Source organism: Streptomyces sp. NPDC007945, assembly GCF_042958885.1.
GTDB lineage: Bacteria > Actinomycetota > Actinomycetes > Streptomycetales > Streptomycetaceae > Streptomyces.
Map to the genome: position 1 here is coordinate 668716 of NZ_JBIBJV010000004.1, position 16523 is coordinate 685238.

The window sequence follows — 16523 nt, forward strand, 5'->3', positions numbered from 1 at the left end:
TCGCCGTGACCGGGGTGACTCACCGCTCGGTGCCGCCCCAGTGCCCCATGAGGTCGCGGTAGAGAGCGGAACGCTCAAGCAGTTCCTCGTGCGTGCCGCACTGGGCACGGGTGCCGTCGAGGACGAGGACGCGGTCGGCCCGGAGCGCGGACGACAGCCGGTGGGCGACGACGACCAGGGTCCCGGGCCGGGCCCGCAGGGCGTGTTCGGCCGTGGCCTCCGCGACGGGATCCATGTGGCAGGTCGCCTCGTCCAGCAACAACAACGGGGCCGAAGCCAGGTGGGCCCGTCCCAGGGCGATGAGCTGGCGTTCGCCGAGAGACAGGGTGTCGGGCGTCAGCGTACGGTCGAGGCCGCCCACCCGTTCGACGAGCGGGCGCAGGGCCAGCGCGTCCACGGCCCCGTCGACATCCGAGGGAACGGCGCCGGGCCGCAGGTAGCAGAGGTTGTCCCGCAGGGTGCCCGTGAAGACGTACGCCTCCTGGGGAAGCAACACGCGCAGGGCGGCGCGTTCCGACGGCGGGCAGGCACCGATCGCGCGGCCGAGGAGCCGTACCTCGCCCTGCTCGGGCGTCAGCAGGCCCGCCATCGCGTGCAGCAGGGTCGATTTGCCGATGCCGCTCGGACCGACGACCGCGAGGTGTTCACCCCGCTCGACCGTCAGGTCCAGATCGTCCAGTACGGCGCGGGCCCCGGGTCCGTACGCGGCCCGCACGTGCCGCAGCTCCAGGGCCGGGGACGCCCGCCCTGTACGGCCGGCAACGCTCGTGTGGGCGGCCGGGGGAGGGGCGACCGGGGGAGGGGCGGCGGGCAGCGGCCGGGTGAGCCGGTCCAGGATGACGAACAGGCGCGCGCCCGCCGCGCCCAGCACGGCCATCAGCGTGTGCAGGGCGGGGAGCAGCGACTGGAGGACGTAGGTGAGCGCCCCCACCATCGCGCCCGCCGTGACGCCTTCGCGGAGGAACCACGGGGTCGCGGCGAGCAGCAGGAACACCGGCAGCTGCCCGGCCGCCGCCACGGAGAGCGTACGGACGGCCGCCCACCGGGCCAGGGCACGCTGGGCGGCCGCCGCCTCCTCGACGGCACGGCGGTTCTCCGCGGCGGTCGCTTCCTGGGCGCCGCAGGCCACGATGTCGCGCAGGGCGGTACGGGTGACCTCGGCGCGCCGGCCGACAGCCTCGTCGGCGTCGAGGTAGCGGTGCTGGGCCCGTGCCATCGGCCGCAGCGACGCCGTGAACAGGGCGAGGCCCAGCGCCAGGGGAGGGAGCACGACGAGCAGGAACTGCGGCGCGAGCGACACCAGTCCGGCGAGGGCGCCCACAGCGACGAACACGAAGGAGCGAGCCGCGAGCACCAGTCCGGCGAAGCTGTCCCGGGCTATCTCGGTCTGGCTTGTCAGCCGCGACACCGCCGTGGTGTCCGCGCCGTGACGCGCCGCGGTGGCCGAGCGCAGGGCCCGTACGACCGAGCCTCGTACGAGGTCGTCGCGCAACGACTCGGTGAGAGGAGGGAGTTGGGCGAAGATCCCCCGGGCGACAGGAGCCCCGAGCAGGATGGCCACGGCGGCTGCCGCCAGCCAGAGCAGTCCCGTGGCGGGGGAGCCCTTCAAGAATCCGTCGTCGAGGGAGTGGGCCACGCAGTAGCCGCCGAGGAACGTCTGGGCGGACTCGGCGGCCGACCATGCCGCCAGTTTCCCCAGCACGCCCTTGCGGCGGAGCAGGAGGGACCGGATGGGGGCAAGCGCGCGCCGGGTCGTGGTCGCCTCCTCGAAGGCCGGAGCCGGCGTCGGCGCGCCTGTCGAGGTCGGCTCCGTCCGCCCCGCCGACTCCTTCGCGTGCGTCGTGCGCGGTGCGGTGGTCACGGACATGCCCCCGTCCCTGCCGACGGCGTCGACGTGTCGACCACGGGCGCCCCCGCTGACGCGCGGGGTGCCCCTGCTTCCGCCTGGGGTGCCACAGCGTCCGTCCGGGGTGCCTCAGCGTCCGTCCGGGGTGCCTCAGCGTCCGTCCGGGGTGCCTCAGCGTCCGTCCGGGGTGCCTCAGCGTCCGTCCGGGCTGCCTCCGCGTCCGACCGGGCTGCCTCCGCGTCCGACCGGGGTGTCGCAGCGTCCGCTTCGGTCGCCGGAATCGCAGCCTCCGCCGTGAACACCGCGCGATAGTCCGCGTCCTCCCACAGCTCACGGTGAGGGCCGGTCCTCCGCACGCGGCCCGCCTCCATCCAGACCACCCGGTCCGCGCGGGCGGCGGTGGACGCCCGGTGGGCGACGATCAGCTGGGTGCACGGTCGTGGTGACGCGGCGAGGGCGCGTTCCACCTGCCGTTCGGTGGCCGTGTCCAGGCTGGACGTCGCGTCGTCGAGGATCATCAGACGCCCGTGGCCGACGAAGGTCCGGGCGAGGCCCAGGCGTTGGGCCTCGCCGCCGGACAGCGGAGCCTCGTCCACCGGGGTTTCGTAGCCCAGGGGGAGCAGCCGGACGAAGGCGTCGGCGCAGACGGCCGTCGCGGCCGCCCTGACCCTCTCCGCCGTGGCGGGACCCTGCGCGGGCCCGGTCCCGGCGGCCAGTGCCGCGCCGATCGTGACGGTCGCGCCACCATCGAAGACCGGACGTGCGAAGGCGTACGCGGTCGCCCCGCGCAGCTCCGCGAGGGTCAGGTCGGCCAGGTCGACACCGTCCAGGACGACGCGCCCGGCATCGGGGTCGGTCAGCCTGCCCGCGACGGCCGCCAGAGTGGACTTCCCCGCACCCGAGCGGCCCACGACGGCCACCGTCGACCCCCCGTCCACGGTGAGCGTCACGTCCGAGATCAGGGGAACGCCCCCGCGCACCACCCGGACCTGACGCAGCTCCAGATCGCCGGGCCCGCCGGGCGGCAGGACGGCGGAGCCGTGGCTCATCGGCGACAGATGCGCGAGTTCCGCGGTGCGGTGGCCCGCGCTGCGGGCTCGGACCAGGGTGCCGAGGGGCGCCGCGACGCCTCCGATGCCGGCGGCGAGCGCCGCGTACCGGGACACGGCCAGGAGCTCGCCCACGCTGACGTCACCGGCGGCGAGGCCCGCCCCCGCCACCGCGACGACGGCCGTGGTGAGCAGCGGGAGCAGGACCCCGCTCCGGGCCACGGCACGGCCGTGGACGAGCCACATGCGCGTGCCGTGCAGGGCCAGTTCGGGCAAGGGGGCGAGGATGCGGTCCTCTTCGCGGCGCGCCGTGTCGGCGGCGGCGATGGTTCGGGCGCCGCCGAGTGCTTCGGCCAGCCGGGCGGCGATGGCGCCCTGCGCCCGCTGGTACCGGCCGACCGAGTCGGAGGACTGGACGGCGAACGCGCGCAGGAGCAGCAGGAGCAGCGGCAGACCGGCCGCGAAGACCACCGCGGTCCAGGGATGGATGAGCGCCAGGGCCACGAGCGCTCCGATCGGCATCAGCACGGAGGACACCGACGTCGCGAGGGCCGCCGGGGCGGTGCCGCTGTCGGTGGCGTTGACGCACAGCCGCGCGGCGACGTCGCCGCCCGAGTGGAGCGCCGCCCGGTGGGGCGCGGTGCCGAGGAGGCCGCCCAGGGCGCGCAGCCGGATCCATCCGGTGGCGCGGGCGTTGGCGAGCTGGGTCAGGAGCACGGAGCCGGTCTCCGCGAGGATTTCCACGGCGAGCAGTGCGGCGGTCCACACCAGCCACGTCTCCGCCCCGGGCCCCTGGCGCAGCAGCAGGTCCAGGGTCCTGCCGGCGAACGCGGGGACGGCGAGCGTACAGGCGGCGCCCGCGACGGAGCAGAGCAGCAGCGCCGCGGCGAGGCCAGCGGTGTGCCGTACGGCGCCGATGAGCAGCCGGTCGGAACCGGTCGGCGAGGCCATCCGATCCCCTCTCTTCTCTTCTCGTACGGGCGCGTCCCCGGCGAGGCCGCCGTCGGTGTCCGGCCCCGACGGCCGGTGCCCCGGGAGCAGCGCTCCCGGGGCACCGTGGCTCCGCACCGGCGTTCAGGCCGCCGGGCGGAAAGCCGGATCGGGTCAGTTACAGGTCGTCACGCTGAGGCTGCTGTCACCGCAGAGCAGGAGGCTCGCGCGGCTGCCGGTCTCGACGTCACCGATGGCCTCGTCCTGCGGGGTCTCCAGCGACTGAAGGTCGAACAGGTTCATGATCGTTTCCTTTCGTAGGGGACGGTTGTGCGGGACGACCCCGTCATGGGGCCGGTTCGTGGGGCCGCCGAAGCGGCGGGAGGAACGGCAGGTGCGCCGGGCGGTCGTCGAGCGCCGCCGCGAGGGCCAGCAGGACGCCGGCGGTGCCGGTGGAGAGGTCCATGGAGAGGCGCATCATCTGCTCACCTGGGAAGGCGAGGTGTCCCCGGTAGGACATGGCGTGCCAGGTGAGGCAGCCGACCTGTCGGCGTACGTCCTCCGGTTCCATACCGGGTCCGCCGGCGTTCGTACGGGAGAGGTGGAGCACCATCCCGGCGACGCCGCGGAAGAGGCCCGGCTGGGCGTAGAAGGTGGCCTGCGCCGCCCGCACGATGTCGCGCCGGGCCCGGTCCAGGACGTCGTCGCGGCGGTGGAGCAGGTAGTCGTCGATCACCATGCCGATGCCGACACTGCCGGCGCCGAGGTAGGGCATCGTGCGCCAGCCCTCGTCGACCTGGAGGATCCCGGAGACCCCGCGCACGCAGCGGGAGAGATCGTCGTGGAGCGCCTCGGCGGCGAGGTCGAGCAGGGCGGTGTCCCGCGTGCGCTCGTAGAGCCGTACGAACAGCAGGGCCCGCCCGGCACCGCCGTGCAGCAACCCCGTGCGCGCCTTGCCCGGCGCGGCTCCCGTCGTCCGGTCGGACCTCCGGAGCGGTCGTGCCGTCAGCTCGGCGCAGCGCAGGGCCGCCGTGTGCAGGGCACTCTCGCCGGTGGCGTCCGCCAGGGCGTCCAGGGCCAGGCCGATGCCGGCGGTCCCTCCGTGCAGATCGGGGGCGAGGGCGTCGTGGTCCTCTTCGACGACGCGTGCGGCCAGTTCGAGCGCGCCGGCGGTGTGCCCGAGTCGATCGAGCACCCACGCCACGCCGCTGAGCCCGTCGTAGAAGCCGAGCGGCGTGCCGGAATCGGGTTCCTTGGCGTACCGCAGCAGCCTGTCCTCGGCTTCCGGACATCGAGGGGCCCCGCTCTCCCGCAGGGCGTACAGCACTCCAGCGGTGCCGTACCCCACCGACATGCCCCCGCCCGCCGTGGCGAACTGGGCGATGTCGCCGGGAAAGTACCGGTCCTCCCTGCCCGGTGTCGCCGACGCGAGGACGGCGCGCACCAGCGAGTCACGGCTGGCGGGCCAGTCCCCCGGCTCCACGGGCAGGAACCGGGAGCCGTCCGGGAGTCGAGCGGGCGTCCGGACGCCCTCACCGGCCCTGTCCCCGGCCGGCTCGCGCATGATCTCCCGCACCGCCTCGTCCAGGAAACCAGGGGGCACGGGGAACCGCGCCGCGGCGGCCTCGGCCAGGTGCGCGGCCTTGGCCCGGTCCACGGCCAGCAGACTCGTGAGCGGGATGAACAGGGCGATCCGGAGGCACGCGAGGGCGTACCGGTCCACATCGAAGCCGCGCCGGTCGGCGGGTGCCACGAACGCCGGGTTGGCGACGGTCTGACGACCGCCCTCCGAGGCGCGTTGGGCGGCCTCGAAGTCCAGCAGCACCACCGAGGCCTCGTCCTCGGACACCATGATGTTGAACAGGTGCAGGTCGTTGAAGACGATCCCCCGCGCGTGGACCTCGGCCACGGCCCGCTCGACGAGCCCATGCATCCGCAGGGCCCACGCCGTGTAGTCGGCGAGCTTCTCCGCCGGCGGATCGGCCTCCATCAGCGGGTGCCGCCGGGCGAAGAAGGTGTTGAGCGGCTTGCCCTCCACGAACTCCAGCACCAGGAAGTGGTGGTCGCCGACCGTGAAGCTGTCGAGGACCTCCGGCGTGCAGGCGAGCCCCGAAAGCTGCTCCAGCGCCTCGCGCTCACGGCGCAGCCGGGTCACGGCGTCCGCCCCGTCCGCGGCCAGCCCGGCGTGGGGGCGCGCCTCCTTCAGGACGACGCGCCGACCGGTCGGCCGGTGCCGCGCCGCGTACACTCCGCCGCCGTTGGAGAAGTGCAGCGCCTTCTCGATCTCGTACGGCAGGTCCCCCACGGTCACCGCGGCCCGCGCCGCGAGGTGCGGGAGCAGGAAGGCGGGCGGAGTCACCCAGTCCGGCACGTGGAACACCGGACCGCGGTGATCGGGCACGAGCGTGCCGGAGCCGTCCTCCAGGGCGGGCCGCAGCTCCCCGTGCTCGTCGTAGCAGTGGCGCCGGGTGAAGCTTCCGTACCGCAGGTGCACGGGGCCCCGGCCCCACCGCAGGTCGCTCAGGATGTACGGACCGGCCTCGCCGTCCAGCAGCCCGGCGAGGTCGGTCGCCACGCGCGGGCACTCCCGGTCGTCCGCCGGGTAGACGGTGATGAACTTGCCGCTCGCCGCGCGGTCCGCGTACTTGGCGTTGCGCTGGTGCAGCAGGTAGCGGCTGGGCACGAACTTGAAGGCGACGTCCCGCCCGAGGCAGTACTCCCGGACCTTGCCGAGGACCGCCTCCGCGTTGTCCAGGCCGGCCGAGACGTGGATCTTCCAGCCCTGCGAGGGGAGCGGGCGGTCCAGCGGACGCAGCGCGAGCCAGTCACCCGTGCGGTGGGAGGTCCATCCCTCGGGTACGGGGAGGGTGGCGGCCCGATAGAGCGAGCCGCTCTCGGTGTCGCCGAAGACGAGGCGGTGGGGCGCGTCGTAGAAGTGACGGTCGGCGTCGCAGAAGACCGCGTACCCCATGTTCACTGCGCACTCCCTCGGTCGGTGACGGACACGACGTTGCCACCCCTCCCACAAGCTCCGACAGTCGCCACTGTCACCTTCCGCCCGTGCGGAACGCACGGGTAACAAGGGCCCCGCGCACGGCCCTTGCTCCGCCCAGCAAGCTCCAGCCGCGAGTTGCTCAAGCTGCCTCCAGCCAGGCCCCGACCAGCGCACCTGACCTTGACGCGGGGGAGGCCGCTGGTGCCCCGGGCTACGCGCCGCCACGGCGGTCATGACCACATTCAGCGGTGGTGGCGGTCCCGTCCCAGGACGGGCGTCGGAGTCTCCTACGGCCCCGGTCGGCCTGCTCGATCAGCGACCTCGCTACGCATGGCACCTCACCGCAACGCTCCCGAACGGGTCTGTGCTGCGGTCACGTTGGCGTCGCTCCACGACGCCTGGTGAATCCAGGAAAGGAAGATCCACGGCGAGCGGGACGGTACCCCCGCGTCAATCGAGGTGCTGCCGCTCGGACACCGCATGGCCGACGAACAGTTCGGGGGCCTGGCCGCCGCTCTGAAGCCCGGGCCCATGACGGCGGATGAGGCCGCGGGGGAGGCCGACAAGGCCACCAAAGGCGTAACCGAACCTGCGTCGGACGCGCGGGCCCTCGGTAGGCGACGGTGACCGTGACGCGCCGTACGAGTGACACCTGGCGCACCTTCCGCCGGGCTCAGGCTGCCGCTGCCCTCGGTGCCTCGCTATGACGAGTTGCTCCGACGCCGCCGCGCCACTGGCAGCGGGCGCTAGGAGGGAGAAGTACAGTGACCGCGCCCTCCAGGGTGAGGCGCGACGGAGCAGGCCGCCGATGCTGCGATGAAGGGCTAACGCGTCCGCGGAAGAGAAGCAGCTGATCAAGACCATCGCCCGCTACGGCGTCGAACGCCTCCTCCAGGTCCTGACCGACCATGAAGGGGAGAACAAGCGTCGCCATGACTCCCAAGGAGCCTTGGACAGCTGGACCGGGACCTTCACCGACCCCCGCCCCTGCGCGTACCGCCTCGCCGGGACCAAAGCCGAAGCGGAGCGGGCAGCCAGTTGAAAGGCTGCGGATCGGCGTCACGAGGCGCTGAAGGCGTTCCTGCTTCGATCTCCCGCAGCAGTCCCCTGTCATCGTCGTAGAGTTCGAGACTGAACCACATTCCGAACCGGGTCAGCAGCGCCGCCAGATCCTCGAACCGTTGAGGGTCGACGACTCCGTTCAGGAGCGTGCCCCTGTCGGTCGGGTCGACCTCGATGCGAGACCAGCTGGTCTCGACCTCATACGACTCCCACGACGACCCGGACAGGGATCTCCAGCCGGCCCCGATGAAGCGCTCGGCCACCAACGATGCACTCGGGGCTCCTGCCAGGACGCCACACACGTTGTTGCTGATCTCATGCCAGACGGGATCGAGCGGCTGTCCCTCATCGGATATGTCCACGGCTGGATTATGAGGCAGACACCGTGACCCTCGCTCGCAGACGCTATCGGTCCGATGCCCTGCCAGGGAGGCGTCACCGTCAGTGCCACCAGCGGGGGGCTTCGTCGTCCGGGGTGTCAGGGCTTGCGAAGTGGAAGGGAACGGCAAGGCGGGCCGCCAGTTCCGCGCCGACTCCCTGGGCTACCACTCCCGCAGGGTGGCGGCCTTCGACCCTCTCATCCTCTCCGAGGTGTCGTACGGCCATGGTCCAGTGGATGAGGGCCAGCGGGTGCTCCACGGGAGGATCCTCGGCGATGGCCAGCAGCCTCACGAACCAGTCGTGAACGGTGTCGCCGTCCCAGACCGCCTCGATCGCCGCGATACGACCGGGTATACCGTCGACACGCCGTACCAGGGACTCCTGATCGATGGGAGTGTCCGGGGCACGGGCTACCCGGTCGCCGTAGTGCGCGTACCGGTCACTGACGATGGCCGTTGCGGTGGCGACCCCGATGTCGTCGGGCACGAAGCCGATCTCCGCGACGAGGCGGATGGCCGCCATTGACGCGTCCTGCAGAACGTACCCGTCGATCTGCCTGCGGATCCCTTCGGGCAGCCCCTCCCACCATCCGCTCCGAGCCTGCTTGTTCATCATGTCCGACCGCTCCGTTTCCCCTGCGGCCTGCCTCTTCGTGCCGGCAGGCCCCGAGGCCGCACAGTACTCGGGCGGCCTCGCCTGGTCACCAAGGCCCGAAAGGGGCGACCTGTGTGAGGGCCCTGGCCGCAGTCTGCGGCGTCGGTGCGGCTTGGAGCGGGCGGGCTCAGTGGCCCGAACCGCCGTAGTACCCGCCGAGCTGGTCGCGATAGGCGGGGTCGCCCAGGTGCTTTTCCTTGTCGAACTCCGGTGCGTTCTTGATCTGCTCCTTGGTGAGTGAGACCAGGATCCGCTGCTCCTCGTTGTCGATGGCGGTCACGGTGCTGGCGGGCAGCAGGACTTCCTTGCCGAAGATCCATACGCCGGTGTCGACCACGATGTACTGGTTGGCGAAGTCGTTGGAGTGCTTGTCGACCTTGCCGATGGGCCCGTCGGTGGCTTCGACCTTGTAGCCCGTGAGGTCGCTGTCGGGGCCGTGGCCGGCGGTCGGAACGTAGCTCCACATGTCGTTGCTCATTGAGAACTCCCTAGTCGGTATCTGTAGTGCGGAATGTGAGGTCGTGCTTGAGCAGCGTGTCCACCAAGCACTCCATTCGAAGGAAAAGATCTTGGTTGCATCCAGAGATGGCCGGTGCCCGGAGAGGGGAATCGAGCCCGCGTCCGGCAGCACATACGGCTACCTGGGATCCTGCCCTGCCCTGCCCTGCTCGCGAGCCAGGGCCGCGAGCGTCGTGGAGTGCCCTGGCGTGCCCCGGGCATGCCGCGAGGCCCGGACTGGGGGAGTGGTCGGGGCCTCGCGGGTACAAGGGGTCCGGTTCTAGTGCCGGAAGGTGTCCTTGATGTCTTCCTTGGCCTGACGGGCGTTGCCCTTGGCCTGCTCGGCCTCGCCTTCGGCGGTCATCCGCTCGTTGCCGACGGTGCGGCCGACGGTCTCCTTGACCTTGCCCTTGGCCTGCTCGGCATGAGCCTTGCTCTTCTCCGTGCCCGACATCGGGACCTCCTCGTGAAGTAACCGGTTTGGTCTTGACCCACGCCTGCTCCCGATGGCGAGGCGTAAACCGCACAGACGCCGACCGGAAGCCCCGATCACTTCCGCCCAACCGACCCCGGCGTCAGCTCAGGGTCGGCTCGGCGTCACGTTGCCGGTGTGCACTTCGAGAGCGGTTCGTACGGCGGATTCCAGGGCTCCCTCGATCCAGGCGGGCTTGACCGACGTGTGACAGCCCGCGAAGCGCAAGGGGCCCTCCGGGGTCGGCACGTCGGGGAAGATCTCCGTGTGCTGGCCGGGAAACAGGACGGATGCCTCGCCGTACGCGTAGGGGTCGCGCATCCAGGACTGGGTGCGGCCCACGCCGGTGTAGAACACCTCGATTCGCTGCCCGTACACGTCCTGGACCCCGCCCAGCGCCCTCGGGTAGCGCTCGCCGTCATCGAAAGCGTCCCATTTCAGCGCGTCGTCCGCCCAGCTGTAGGAGGCGAGCAGGACGCCTCCCTCGCTGCCCGGGACGGGATGGGAAGGTTCGAACATGAACCGGTTGGGGTTGTCGGTCGTCGAACCGCCGCCGATCACCTGGGCGGCCTCGGGTTGGTCGCGGAGGGCCGAGCGGTGGGCGGCGTAGTGGACGCGCTGAGCTTCGGTGATGTGGCCTGCCGGCACCGACGGGTGAGCGCCGAGGAGTGAGCCGTCGGCCGGGGCGGTGCCGCGCCGGTACTGCTGGTAGAGGCCCGGCCGGATCGCCTCCAGCTCGCGCCGCCAGGTCTCCTCGTCGAACTCCCACCAGCGGCGCGAGAACTCCAGCAGGACTTTGGTCGCGGCGTCGTAGTGGAGCTCCGTGATGGCCCGCCGCTTGCCGTACGAGAGCGGCGGGGTGAAGGCGACGTGGCGGAGCCCCGAGAACGGCACCGTGATGATGGCCTCGTCGCCGGTGAAGGTTTCCCGCACGACGGTGCCGTCACGGCCCTCGGAGACGGTGTGCACGGTGACGCCGTGTCGAGGATCGTGTGCCACGCGGACGGCACGGCGGTCCAGGCGGACCAGGTCCTTCACCCGCGCGTAGAGCGCGTCCACGAGGGTGGCCGTTCCGCCGGTCAGTTCGTAGAAGGCGGTGTCCGCGCTGATCAGCGCGGAGGACAGGAAACTGTGCAGGAACGACAGGTGCAGCCGTGAGGTGACGTTCTGGACCGTGCCGACGAGGTCGACGGTGTGCTCGTCGAGCCCCGCCTCCTCGGTGAGGTACCGGAACATGGACCAATGGCCGTAGCGCTGCAGCACGGTGGCCCAGCCCTCGACGAGGTCGCTTCCCTGCTTGCCCTCGATGAGGGCACGGGCGGGCGCGAGGGCGGTGCGGTAGATCTCCGCCGCCGTCATGTCGAGGTACTTCTCCGGCACCCCGAAGTGCCTGTTCAGGACGCGCGGCCTGCGCTCGTACTCCGCACGGCGGACCCGGACCCCGTTGGCCTGGATCCACGTCCGGTTCGCCGGCCTGCCCGAGGGGTCGACATCCGTGAGGTGAAACCTGCGGCGTTCCAGGCCGAGGGCGTCGATCAGCCCGATGATCAGCGGGTGGCTTCCGGGGATGCGCATCGCTCCGGCTTCCGCGTACTGCAGGGGGTCGGCGAAGGCCTGCGCGGCGTTCTCGTGGCCCCCGGTCCGGAAGGTCTTGACGCGACCTCCGACCCGGTTGCCGTTGGCCTCGATCACGGTGACCTCGTGCCCGGCGCGCCGGAGGAGATCCGCCGCGACGAGCCCGGCCGGCCCGGCTCCGACGACCAGGACCCTCTTGCCGTCACCCTGCCGGCGTGGCAGGCCGGTGTCCAGAAGGATCCTGGCGTACCGCGGGACAAGGGGTTCGCCGCGCTCGTTCAGCACCAGAATGGCTCTGGCCACACGCTCGCAGACGTCCCACGGCGCGCCGCCGGGCAATCGCGAAGCGACGCGCGCCGGCGACGCGGGCGCGGCCGCGGCCTGGGGAGCTGTAGGCAGGGAGAGGGCGAGCGCGCCCGTGCCGGCTGCGGTGACCAGGGCACGCCTGCTGAACTGAGTATCCACAGGGGCACCCTTGGGGAAACCCCAGGTAAGGCGCGCGGGACACGCCAGCGCGCACTCGGGATTCACCTGTACGCGGTGTGGCCGGCCCTCGCGCTGGAAGGACGGACGCGTGACGTCGCCACCAGACCGGCCGGGCTTCGTAGGCCCTCGCGGTGAGGGCTCGCATGATGACTCCGACGCTGACTACCAGCGGAGCGCCGTGAGACAGGAGTCCTTGTGCTGCAGAAGTTCCGCTACCGGGTCGACAACGTCATGGGACGAGGCGCGCCCGCCCTGATCGGTGTGCTCGCGGCCCTGTGCTGCGTGTTCGCGGTTCTGAACGGTCTGCTCCTGCTGGCGTTCGCCCCGGACGGCATCCGGCCGGACAACGCGCGCTCGTCGGTCTGGGCCGGGTTCCTCAGGGTCCTCAGCCCCACCGCCCTGATCAAGGACCGGGGATCGGCCCCCTTCCTTTTGATCGCGGTCGTCATGGCGTTCAGCGGCATCATGCTGATGAGCACGATCATCCCGGTGATCAGCGCCGGACTGCAGAACCAGCTCGCGCGGCTGCGCGCGGGAAGGACTCGTGTGGTGGAAACGGGCCACACGGTCATCCTCGGGTGGTCCTCGCAGGTCCACGTGGTCGTGGCCGAGCTGGTCGAGGCCAACCGGGCCCGTCGCCGGGGCTGTATCGCGGTCCTCGCGGAGAAGGACCGGTCGGAGATGGAGACCGAGATCCGCGAACGAGTCGGGGACACCTTCGGTACCCGGATCGTCTGCCGCACCGGCAACCCCACGGACCCCCAGGATGTCGCCATCGTCAGCCCGGAACACGCCAGGTCCGTGATCGTGCTCGCGGCCGAGGACGAATGTCCCGACTTCGGCGTCATCAAGTCGCTGCTGGCCGTCGCCGGCACGCATGACGAAGGAGGCACGGGTCCGCTCCTCGTGGCGGGGGTCGCGGACGAGCAGAACCTCGCTGCGGCCCGACTGGCAGGCGGGCCGCGCTGTCGGGTCGTCAGCACGCAGGGGTTCATCGCCCGACTGCTGGTGCAGAGCAGTCTGCAGTCGGGGCTCTCCCAGGTTTACAGCGAGCTGCTGAACTTCAGCGGCCACGAGATCTACATGACGCACCACCCCGAACTGGCGGGGCGACGCTTCGACGACGTACTCCTCGCGTTCCGTTGCTCCACCGTCATCGGACTGATGCGGGAGGACGGCCGGATCCTGATGAACCCTCGCGGCGAGACGCGGATCGAGGCCCCCGATCGGATCGTCGTCCTCAGCGAGGACCTCACCACCATCGCTCTGTCCGACGCGATCCCCGAGTTCACCCCAGGGGACCTCTCGCCCGCCGAGACGTCCCCGGCCCCAGGCCGCAACGTCCTCGTCCTCGGCTCCAACCGACGTCTCGACGCCATCATCGAGCAGCTGGGTGCCCACTTGCCCGCCGGCTCACGCGTCGATGTGGTCGCCGACACGCCGGTTCCGGTGGAGGAATGGCGTGGCGGAGACTTGCGGCTGACCTTCCACAGGGCGGACATCACGCGACGCCATGTCCTCGAGCGCCTGACCGTGACGAAATACGACCACGTCATCGTTCTCTGCGCCGGTGACCGGGATGCCCAGGAGGCAGACGCGGGCACCCTCACCACCCTGCTCAACCTCCGCGATCTGGCGGAGTGCGGCATGCACAGCTTCACCCTGGTGACCGAGATGGCCGACGATCGCAACCGGGTCCTGGCGCAGGCAGGCAAACCCGACGACCTCATCGTGAGCGGCAACTTCCTGAGCCTGCGCCTCTCGCAAATCTCCCAGAACCCCCACCTGGACAGAATCTTCGACGAGTTGTTCGCGCCCGCGGGCTGTCAGATCGCCCTGCACCCCGCCACCGACTACGTGCCGACGGACCAGCCGATCACCTTCAGTTCCGTCGTCGAGACCGTCCGACGGCACGGTCACCTCGCCATCGGCCATCGCATCGCCCGTCGCATCAGCCAGCCGCCCGGGCACGGAGTCGAACTCAACCCGGACAGAAGGGAAACGCGCACCTACGGGGATGAGGACCAGGTCGTCGTCCTCACCGGCAGCTCACTCATCCAAGCCCCTTGACCGCTCCTCGTGGCGGACGGCATCCAGACCGGCACACACGGAGCTCGGGGCTGACGCCGATGAGTACCGGAGGAGCGAACCGCCCCGTGGCATCGCTCGTCGACGCTTTCGCGCGAGTCGATCGCCCCCTGTCTCATCGCGGTGTGTCCACCACCCCGCCGCTCCTTGCATCCGCTCGGCGAGATGCCCACAGGAAGTGGTCCAGACAGTGAGCTTGCCGGGTCGGGTGATTCGTACACTGACGAAATGGAGGACCAGACCGCCACCGAGATCGCCGCACGGCCGGCGCCCGCCTTGCGACGGTACGTCGACTCGTACGTCGGTTTCGACCTCCGCGGGCTTCCGGCGGGGGTGCACTGCGGCCCGCCGAGCCGCTCGCTCACGACGGTGATCAGCCTGTCAGATCCTTTGGAGATGGCGGCGGGCGTCGACGACGGGTCACCGGTGACCCGGTTCAGCAGCGTGGCCGGCGGTCTCATGTCCCGGTCCGTCGCGTTCCACCACGACGGAAGCCAGCGAGGCGTGCAGGTGTCGCTGACACCGCTCGGGGCCCGGGCCGTCTACGGTATGCCCGCCGCCGAGCTCGCCCACCGACTGGTCCCCCTCGACGAGCTTCTCGGAGCGCTCGCCGTCGAGCTGGTCGAACGGCTCCGATCGGCGACCACATGGAGCGCACGGTTCACCGCGCTGGACGCATTGCTTCTTCGAGCCGTCGGACGGGGCGGCGATCGTGCGCCCCGTGAACGCCCTGAGGTGGCCGAGGCGTATCGCCGCCTCGTCGCCGCGCGGGGCCGCGTCCAGGTGGGTGCCGTCGCAGCGGAGCTCGGCTGGAGCCGTCGGTACCTCGCCGAACGGTTTCGCGGCGAGGTGGGCCTCTCGCCGAAGACCTTCGCCCGAGTCCTGCGCTTCGAGCACGCGTACGAACTGGCGGCGACGTCGAACCCGCTCCCGTGGGCCGATGTGGCGACTGTCTCCGGCTACGCCGACCAGGCCCATCTCGTGCGGGACTGGCGCGAGTTCACGAACCGATCACCGACAGCCTGGCGTCGCGGCGAAATCCTCCTTGCAGCGGAGTAGCCGCCGACCGGCTGCCCGTGGCGTCGCATCGGCTCCCCTTCCCTTTCCTTCAAGACCGCCCGCTCGTCGTCGTGGACGATCGGGGGCATGAGACTCGTCAACCACACACGCAACGCCGTGGACCTGCGGACCACCCCCGTACACCTCGGACTGGGATCGCGCGCGAAACCCGTCGAGGGCTTCGCCTGGAACCCGGAAGTGCTCCAGGCTTACGGTGCCGCGGTCGCGGCAGACGGCGCCGAAGGCCGGATGGTCATGATCTTCGACGGCGACGGCCCCGGCGACCACTGGGAGAGCCACCCCGCGGGCGACGAACTGGTCGTCTGCCTCAGCGGGTCGGTGACGGTCACCCGCCACGGGGACGGGGCTCTTGAGCGCGTGCTGCTCGGGCCCGGCGAAGCCACCATCAACCCGGCCGGGGTATGGCACGTGGTCGACATGGAAGGGCCTTCGTCCATCCTGGCCATCACCGCGGGCCTCGGCACCGACCACCGGCCTCGTACCGAAACCGGCCCGGCCGATGGCGCCGGCGCGACCGGCCCGGAGGAAGCGCCGTGACCCTACGCATCGCGTGCCTCGGCGACAGCCTGACCCGCGCGCAGTTCAGCGTCGACTACTTGGAGCCTCTCCGACGACGCCACCCTCCCGGTGACGCACAGCTGGCCCGCTTCGGCGTCAACGGCGACTTCGCCTACAACCTCCTGCAGCGTCTTGACGCCGTCGTCGCGAACCCGCCCGACGTGATCACCGTCCTGATCGGGACCAACGACGCCCGAGCCAGCGTCGCCGGCCACCCGGTCGAGCAGGTCATGAAGCGCAAACGACTCCCGCAGCGCCCGTCGGCCGGCTGGTTCCAGGAGTGCCTGGGAGCCGTCGTCACCCGGCTGCGGGCGGAGACCGACGCAACGCTCGGCCTGCTGTCGCTCCCCGTGCTTGGCCAACAACTCGACGGAGCAGCGGCCCAGGCGTCGCAGGCGTACAGTCGCATGATCGCCGAGGTCGCCGACACCAACAAGGTGGCTTACCTCCCCCTCCACGAGCGCCAGATCGAGGATCTGCGCCGAGCGGACGCGCCGCCGATTCCGTACCGGGAGGCGACGCCCGCGGCGGTCGCCGGCGTCCTCCTCCAGCGCGCGGTGCTGCGACGTAGCCTCGACGCGATCTCACAGCGCCGGGGTCTCGTGCTCACGACCGACCACGTCCACCAGAACAGCCGCGGAGCCGCCCATATCGCCGAGGTGATCGACGCCGGTCTGCTGGCCCGGGTCACGTAACCGGTTCCGGCGCCCCGGCCGGTCGGATGCCTTCCTTCCCGGTGGAGGTGGCATCCGACCCAGGCTGGCGACCGCGACGGCGCCGACCAACGGTTCTACGAGAGGGAGCTCGGCGCCGACCGCCTTGCCGCGCCCCGCGTCCCCAGGGGTTCCC

General features: G+C 71.3%; 13 protein-coding genes. 4 read left to right on the forward strand and 9 right to left on the reverse strand.

The window, feature by feature from the left end; genetic code table 11:
* Positions 1 to 19: 19 nt before the first annotated feature.
* The 9 genes from ACFZCF_RS16990 to ACFZCF_RS17030 form a co-directional block, all read right to left on the reverse strand.
* A complete protein-coding gene (locus ACFZCF_RS16990; protein ID WP_391287068.1) occupies positions 20 to 1867 on the reverse strand; it encodes an ATP-binding cassette domain-containing protein in 1848 nt (615 codons plus the stop codon).
* The gene (locus ACFZCF_RS16995; protein ID WP_391287069.1) at positions 1858 to 3846 is read right to left on the reverse strand and encodes an ATP-binding cassette domain-containing protein; all 1989 of its coding nucleotides are present in this window, start codon (positions 3844 to 3846) and stop codon (positions 1858 to 1860) included. The genes ACFZCF_RS16990 and ACFZCF_RS16995 overlap by 10 nt, the downstream gene beginning before the upstream one ends.
* A gap of 153 nt (positions 3847 to 3999) precedes the next feature.
* Positions 4000 to 4128, reverse strand: a complete 129-nt coding sequence (locus ACFZCF_RS17000; RefSeq protein WP_388449947.1) for a SapB/AmfS family lanthipeptide — start codon at positions 4126 to 4128, stop codon at positions 4000 to 4002.
* Positions 4129 to 4171: 43 nt separating this feature from the next.
* The gene (lanKC, locus tag ACFZCF_RS17005; protein WP_391287070.1) at positions 4172 to 6802 is read right to left on the reverse strand and encodes a class III lanthionine synthetase LanKC; all 2631 of its coding nucleotides are present in this window, start codon (positions 6800 to 6802) and stop codon (positions 4172 to 4174) included.
* 989 nt (positions 6803 to 7791) lie between these two features.
* A complete protein-coding gene (locus tag ACFZCF_RS17010) occupies positions 7792 to 8244 on the reverse strand; it encodes a hypothetical protein (protein ID WP_391287071.1) in 453 nt (150 codons plus the stop codon).
* 79 nt (positions 8245 to 8323) lie between these two features.
* The gene (locus tag ACFZCF_RS17015; RefSeq protein ID WP_391287072.1) at positions 8324 to 8878 is read right to left on the reverse strand and encodes a hypothetical protein; all 555 of its coding nucleotides are present in this window, start codon (positions 8876 to 8878) and stop codon (positions 8324 to 8326) included.
* Positions 8879 to 9044: 166 nt separating this feature from the next.
* Positions 9045 to 9395, reverse strand: a complete 351-nt coding sequence (locus ACFZCF_RS17020) for a PRC-barrel domain-containing protein (protein WP_391287073.1) — start codon at positions 9393 to 9395, stop codon at positions 9045 to 9047.
* Between the two features lie 300 nt (positions 9396 to 9695).
* Positions 9696 to 9869: a CsbD family protein gene (locus ACFZCF_RS17025; protein WP_388449955.1), complete on the reverse strand. Its 174-nt coding sequence runs from the start codon at positions 9867 to 9869 to the stop codon at positions 9696 to 9698.
* Between the two features lie 126 nt (positions 9870 to 9995).
* Entirely contained in the window at positions 9996 to 11927 is a 1932-nt protein-coding gene (locus ACFZCF_RS17030) for an FAD-dependent oxidoreductase (protein ID WP_391287074.1), read from the reverse strand.
* Between the two features lie 216 nt (positions 11928 to 12143).
* Between ACFZCF_RS17030 and ACFZCF_RS17035 the strand changes: the two genes are divergently transcribed.
* From ACFZCF_RS17035 to ACFZCF_RS17050, 4 genes are all read left to right on the forward strand, one after another.
* Positions 12144 to 14018: an NAD-binding lipoprotein gene (locus ACFZCF_RS17035; RefSeq protein WP_391287075.1), complete on the forward strand. Its 1875-nt coding sequence runs from the start codon at positions 12144 to 12146 to the stop codon at positions 14016 to 14018.
* A 246-nt stretch (positions 14019 to 14264) separates the two neighbouring features.
* Complete coding sequence (locus tag ACFZCF_RS17040; protein ID WP_391287076.1) at positions 14265 to 15095, forward strand: helix-turn-helix domain-containing protein; 831 nt, start codon at positions 14265 to 14267, stop codon at positions 15093 to 15095.
* 87 nt (positions 15096 to 15182) lie between these two features.
* Positions 15183 to 15653, forward strand: a complete 471-nt coding sequence (locus ACFZCF_RS17045) for a cupin domain-containing protein (RefSeq protein WP_391287077.1) — start codon at positions 15183 to 15185, stop codon at positions 15651 to 15653.
* Positions 15650 to 16369, forward strand: coding sequence for a GDSL-type esterase/lipase family protein (locus ACFZCF_RS17050; RefSeq protein WP_391287078.1), 720 nt, complete (start codon positions 15650 to 15652; stop codon positions 16367 to 16369). The genes ACFZCF_RS17045 and ACFZCF_RS17050 overlap by 4 nt, the downstream gene beginning before the upstream one ends.
* Positions 16370 to 16523 lie beyond the last annotated feature (154 nt).

Bases quoted from the DNA above. Each gene is read 5' to 3' on its own strand.
- ACFZCF_RS16990 (WP_391287068.1), bottom strand. From the start codon at position 1,867: ATGTCCGTGACCACCGCACCGCGCACGACGCACGCGAAGGAGTCGGCG.
- ACFZCF_RS16995 (WP_391287069.1), bottom strand. From the start codon at position 3,846: ATGGCCTCGCCGACCGGTTCCGACCGGCTGCTCATCGGCGCCGTACGG.
- ACFZCF_RS17000 (WP_388449947.1), bottom strand. From the start codon at position 4,128: ATGAACCTGTTCGACCTTCAGTCGCTGGAGACCCCGCAGGACGAGGCC.
- ACFZCF_RS17015 (WP_391287072.1), bottom strand. From the start codon at position 8,878: ATGATGAACAAGCAGGCTCGGAGCGGATGGTGGGAGGGGCTGCCCGAA.
- ACFZCF_RS17020 (WP_391287073.1), bottom strand. From the start codon at position 9,395: ATGAGCAACGACATGTGGAGCTACGTTCCGACCGCCGGCCACGGCCCC.
- ACFZCF_RS17025 (WP_388449955.1), bottom strand. From the start codon at position 9,869: ATGTCGGGCACGGAGAAGAGCAAGGCTCATGCCGAGCAGGCCAAGGGC.
- ACFZCF_RS17040 (WP_391287076.1), top strand. From the start codon at position 14,265: ATGGAGGACCAGACCGCCACCGAGATCGCCGCACGGCCGGCGCCCGCC.
- ACFZCF_RS17045 (WP_391287077.1), top strand. From the start codon at position 15,183: ATGAGACTCGTCAACCACACACGCAACGCCGTGGACCTGCGGACCACC.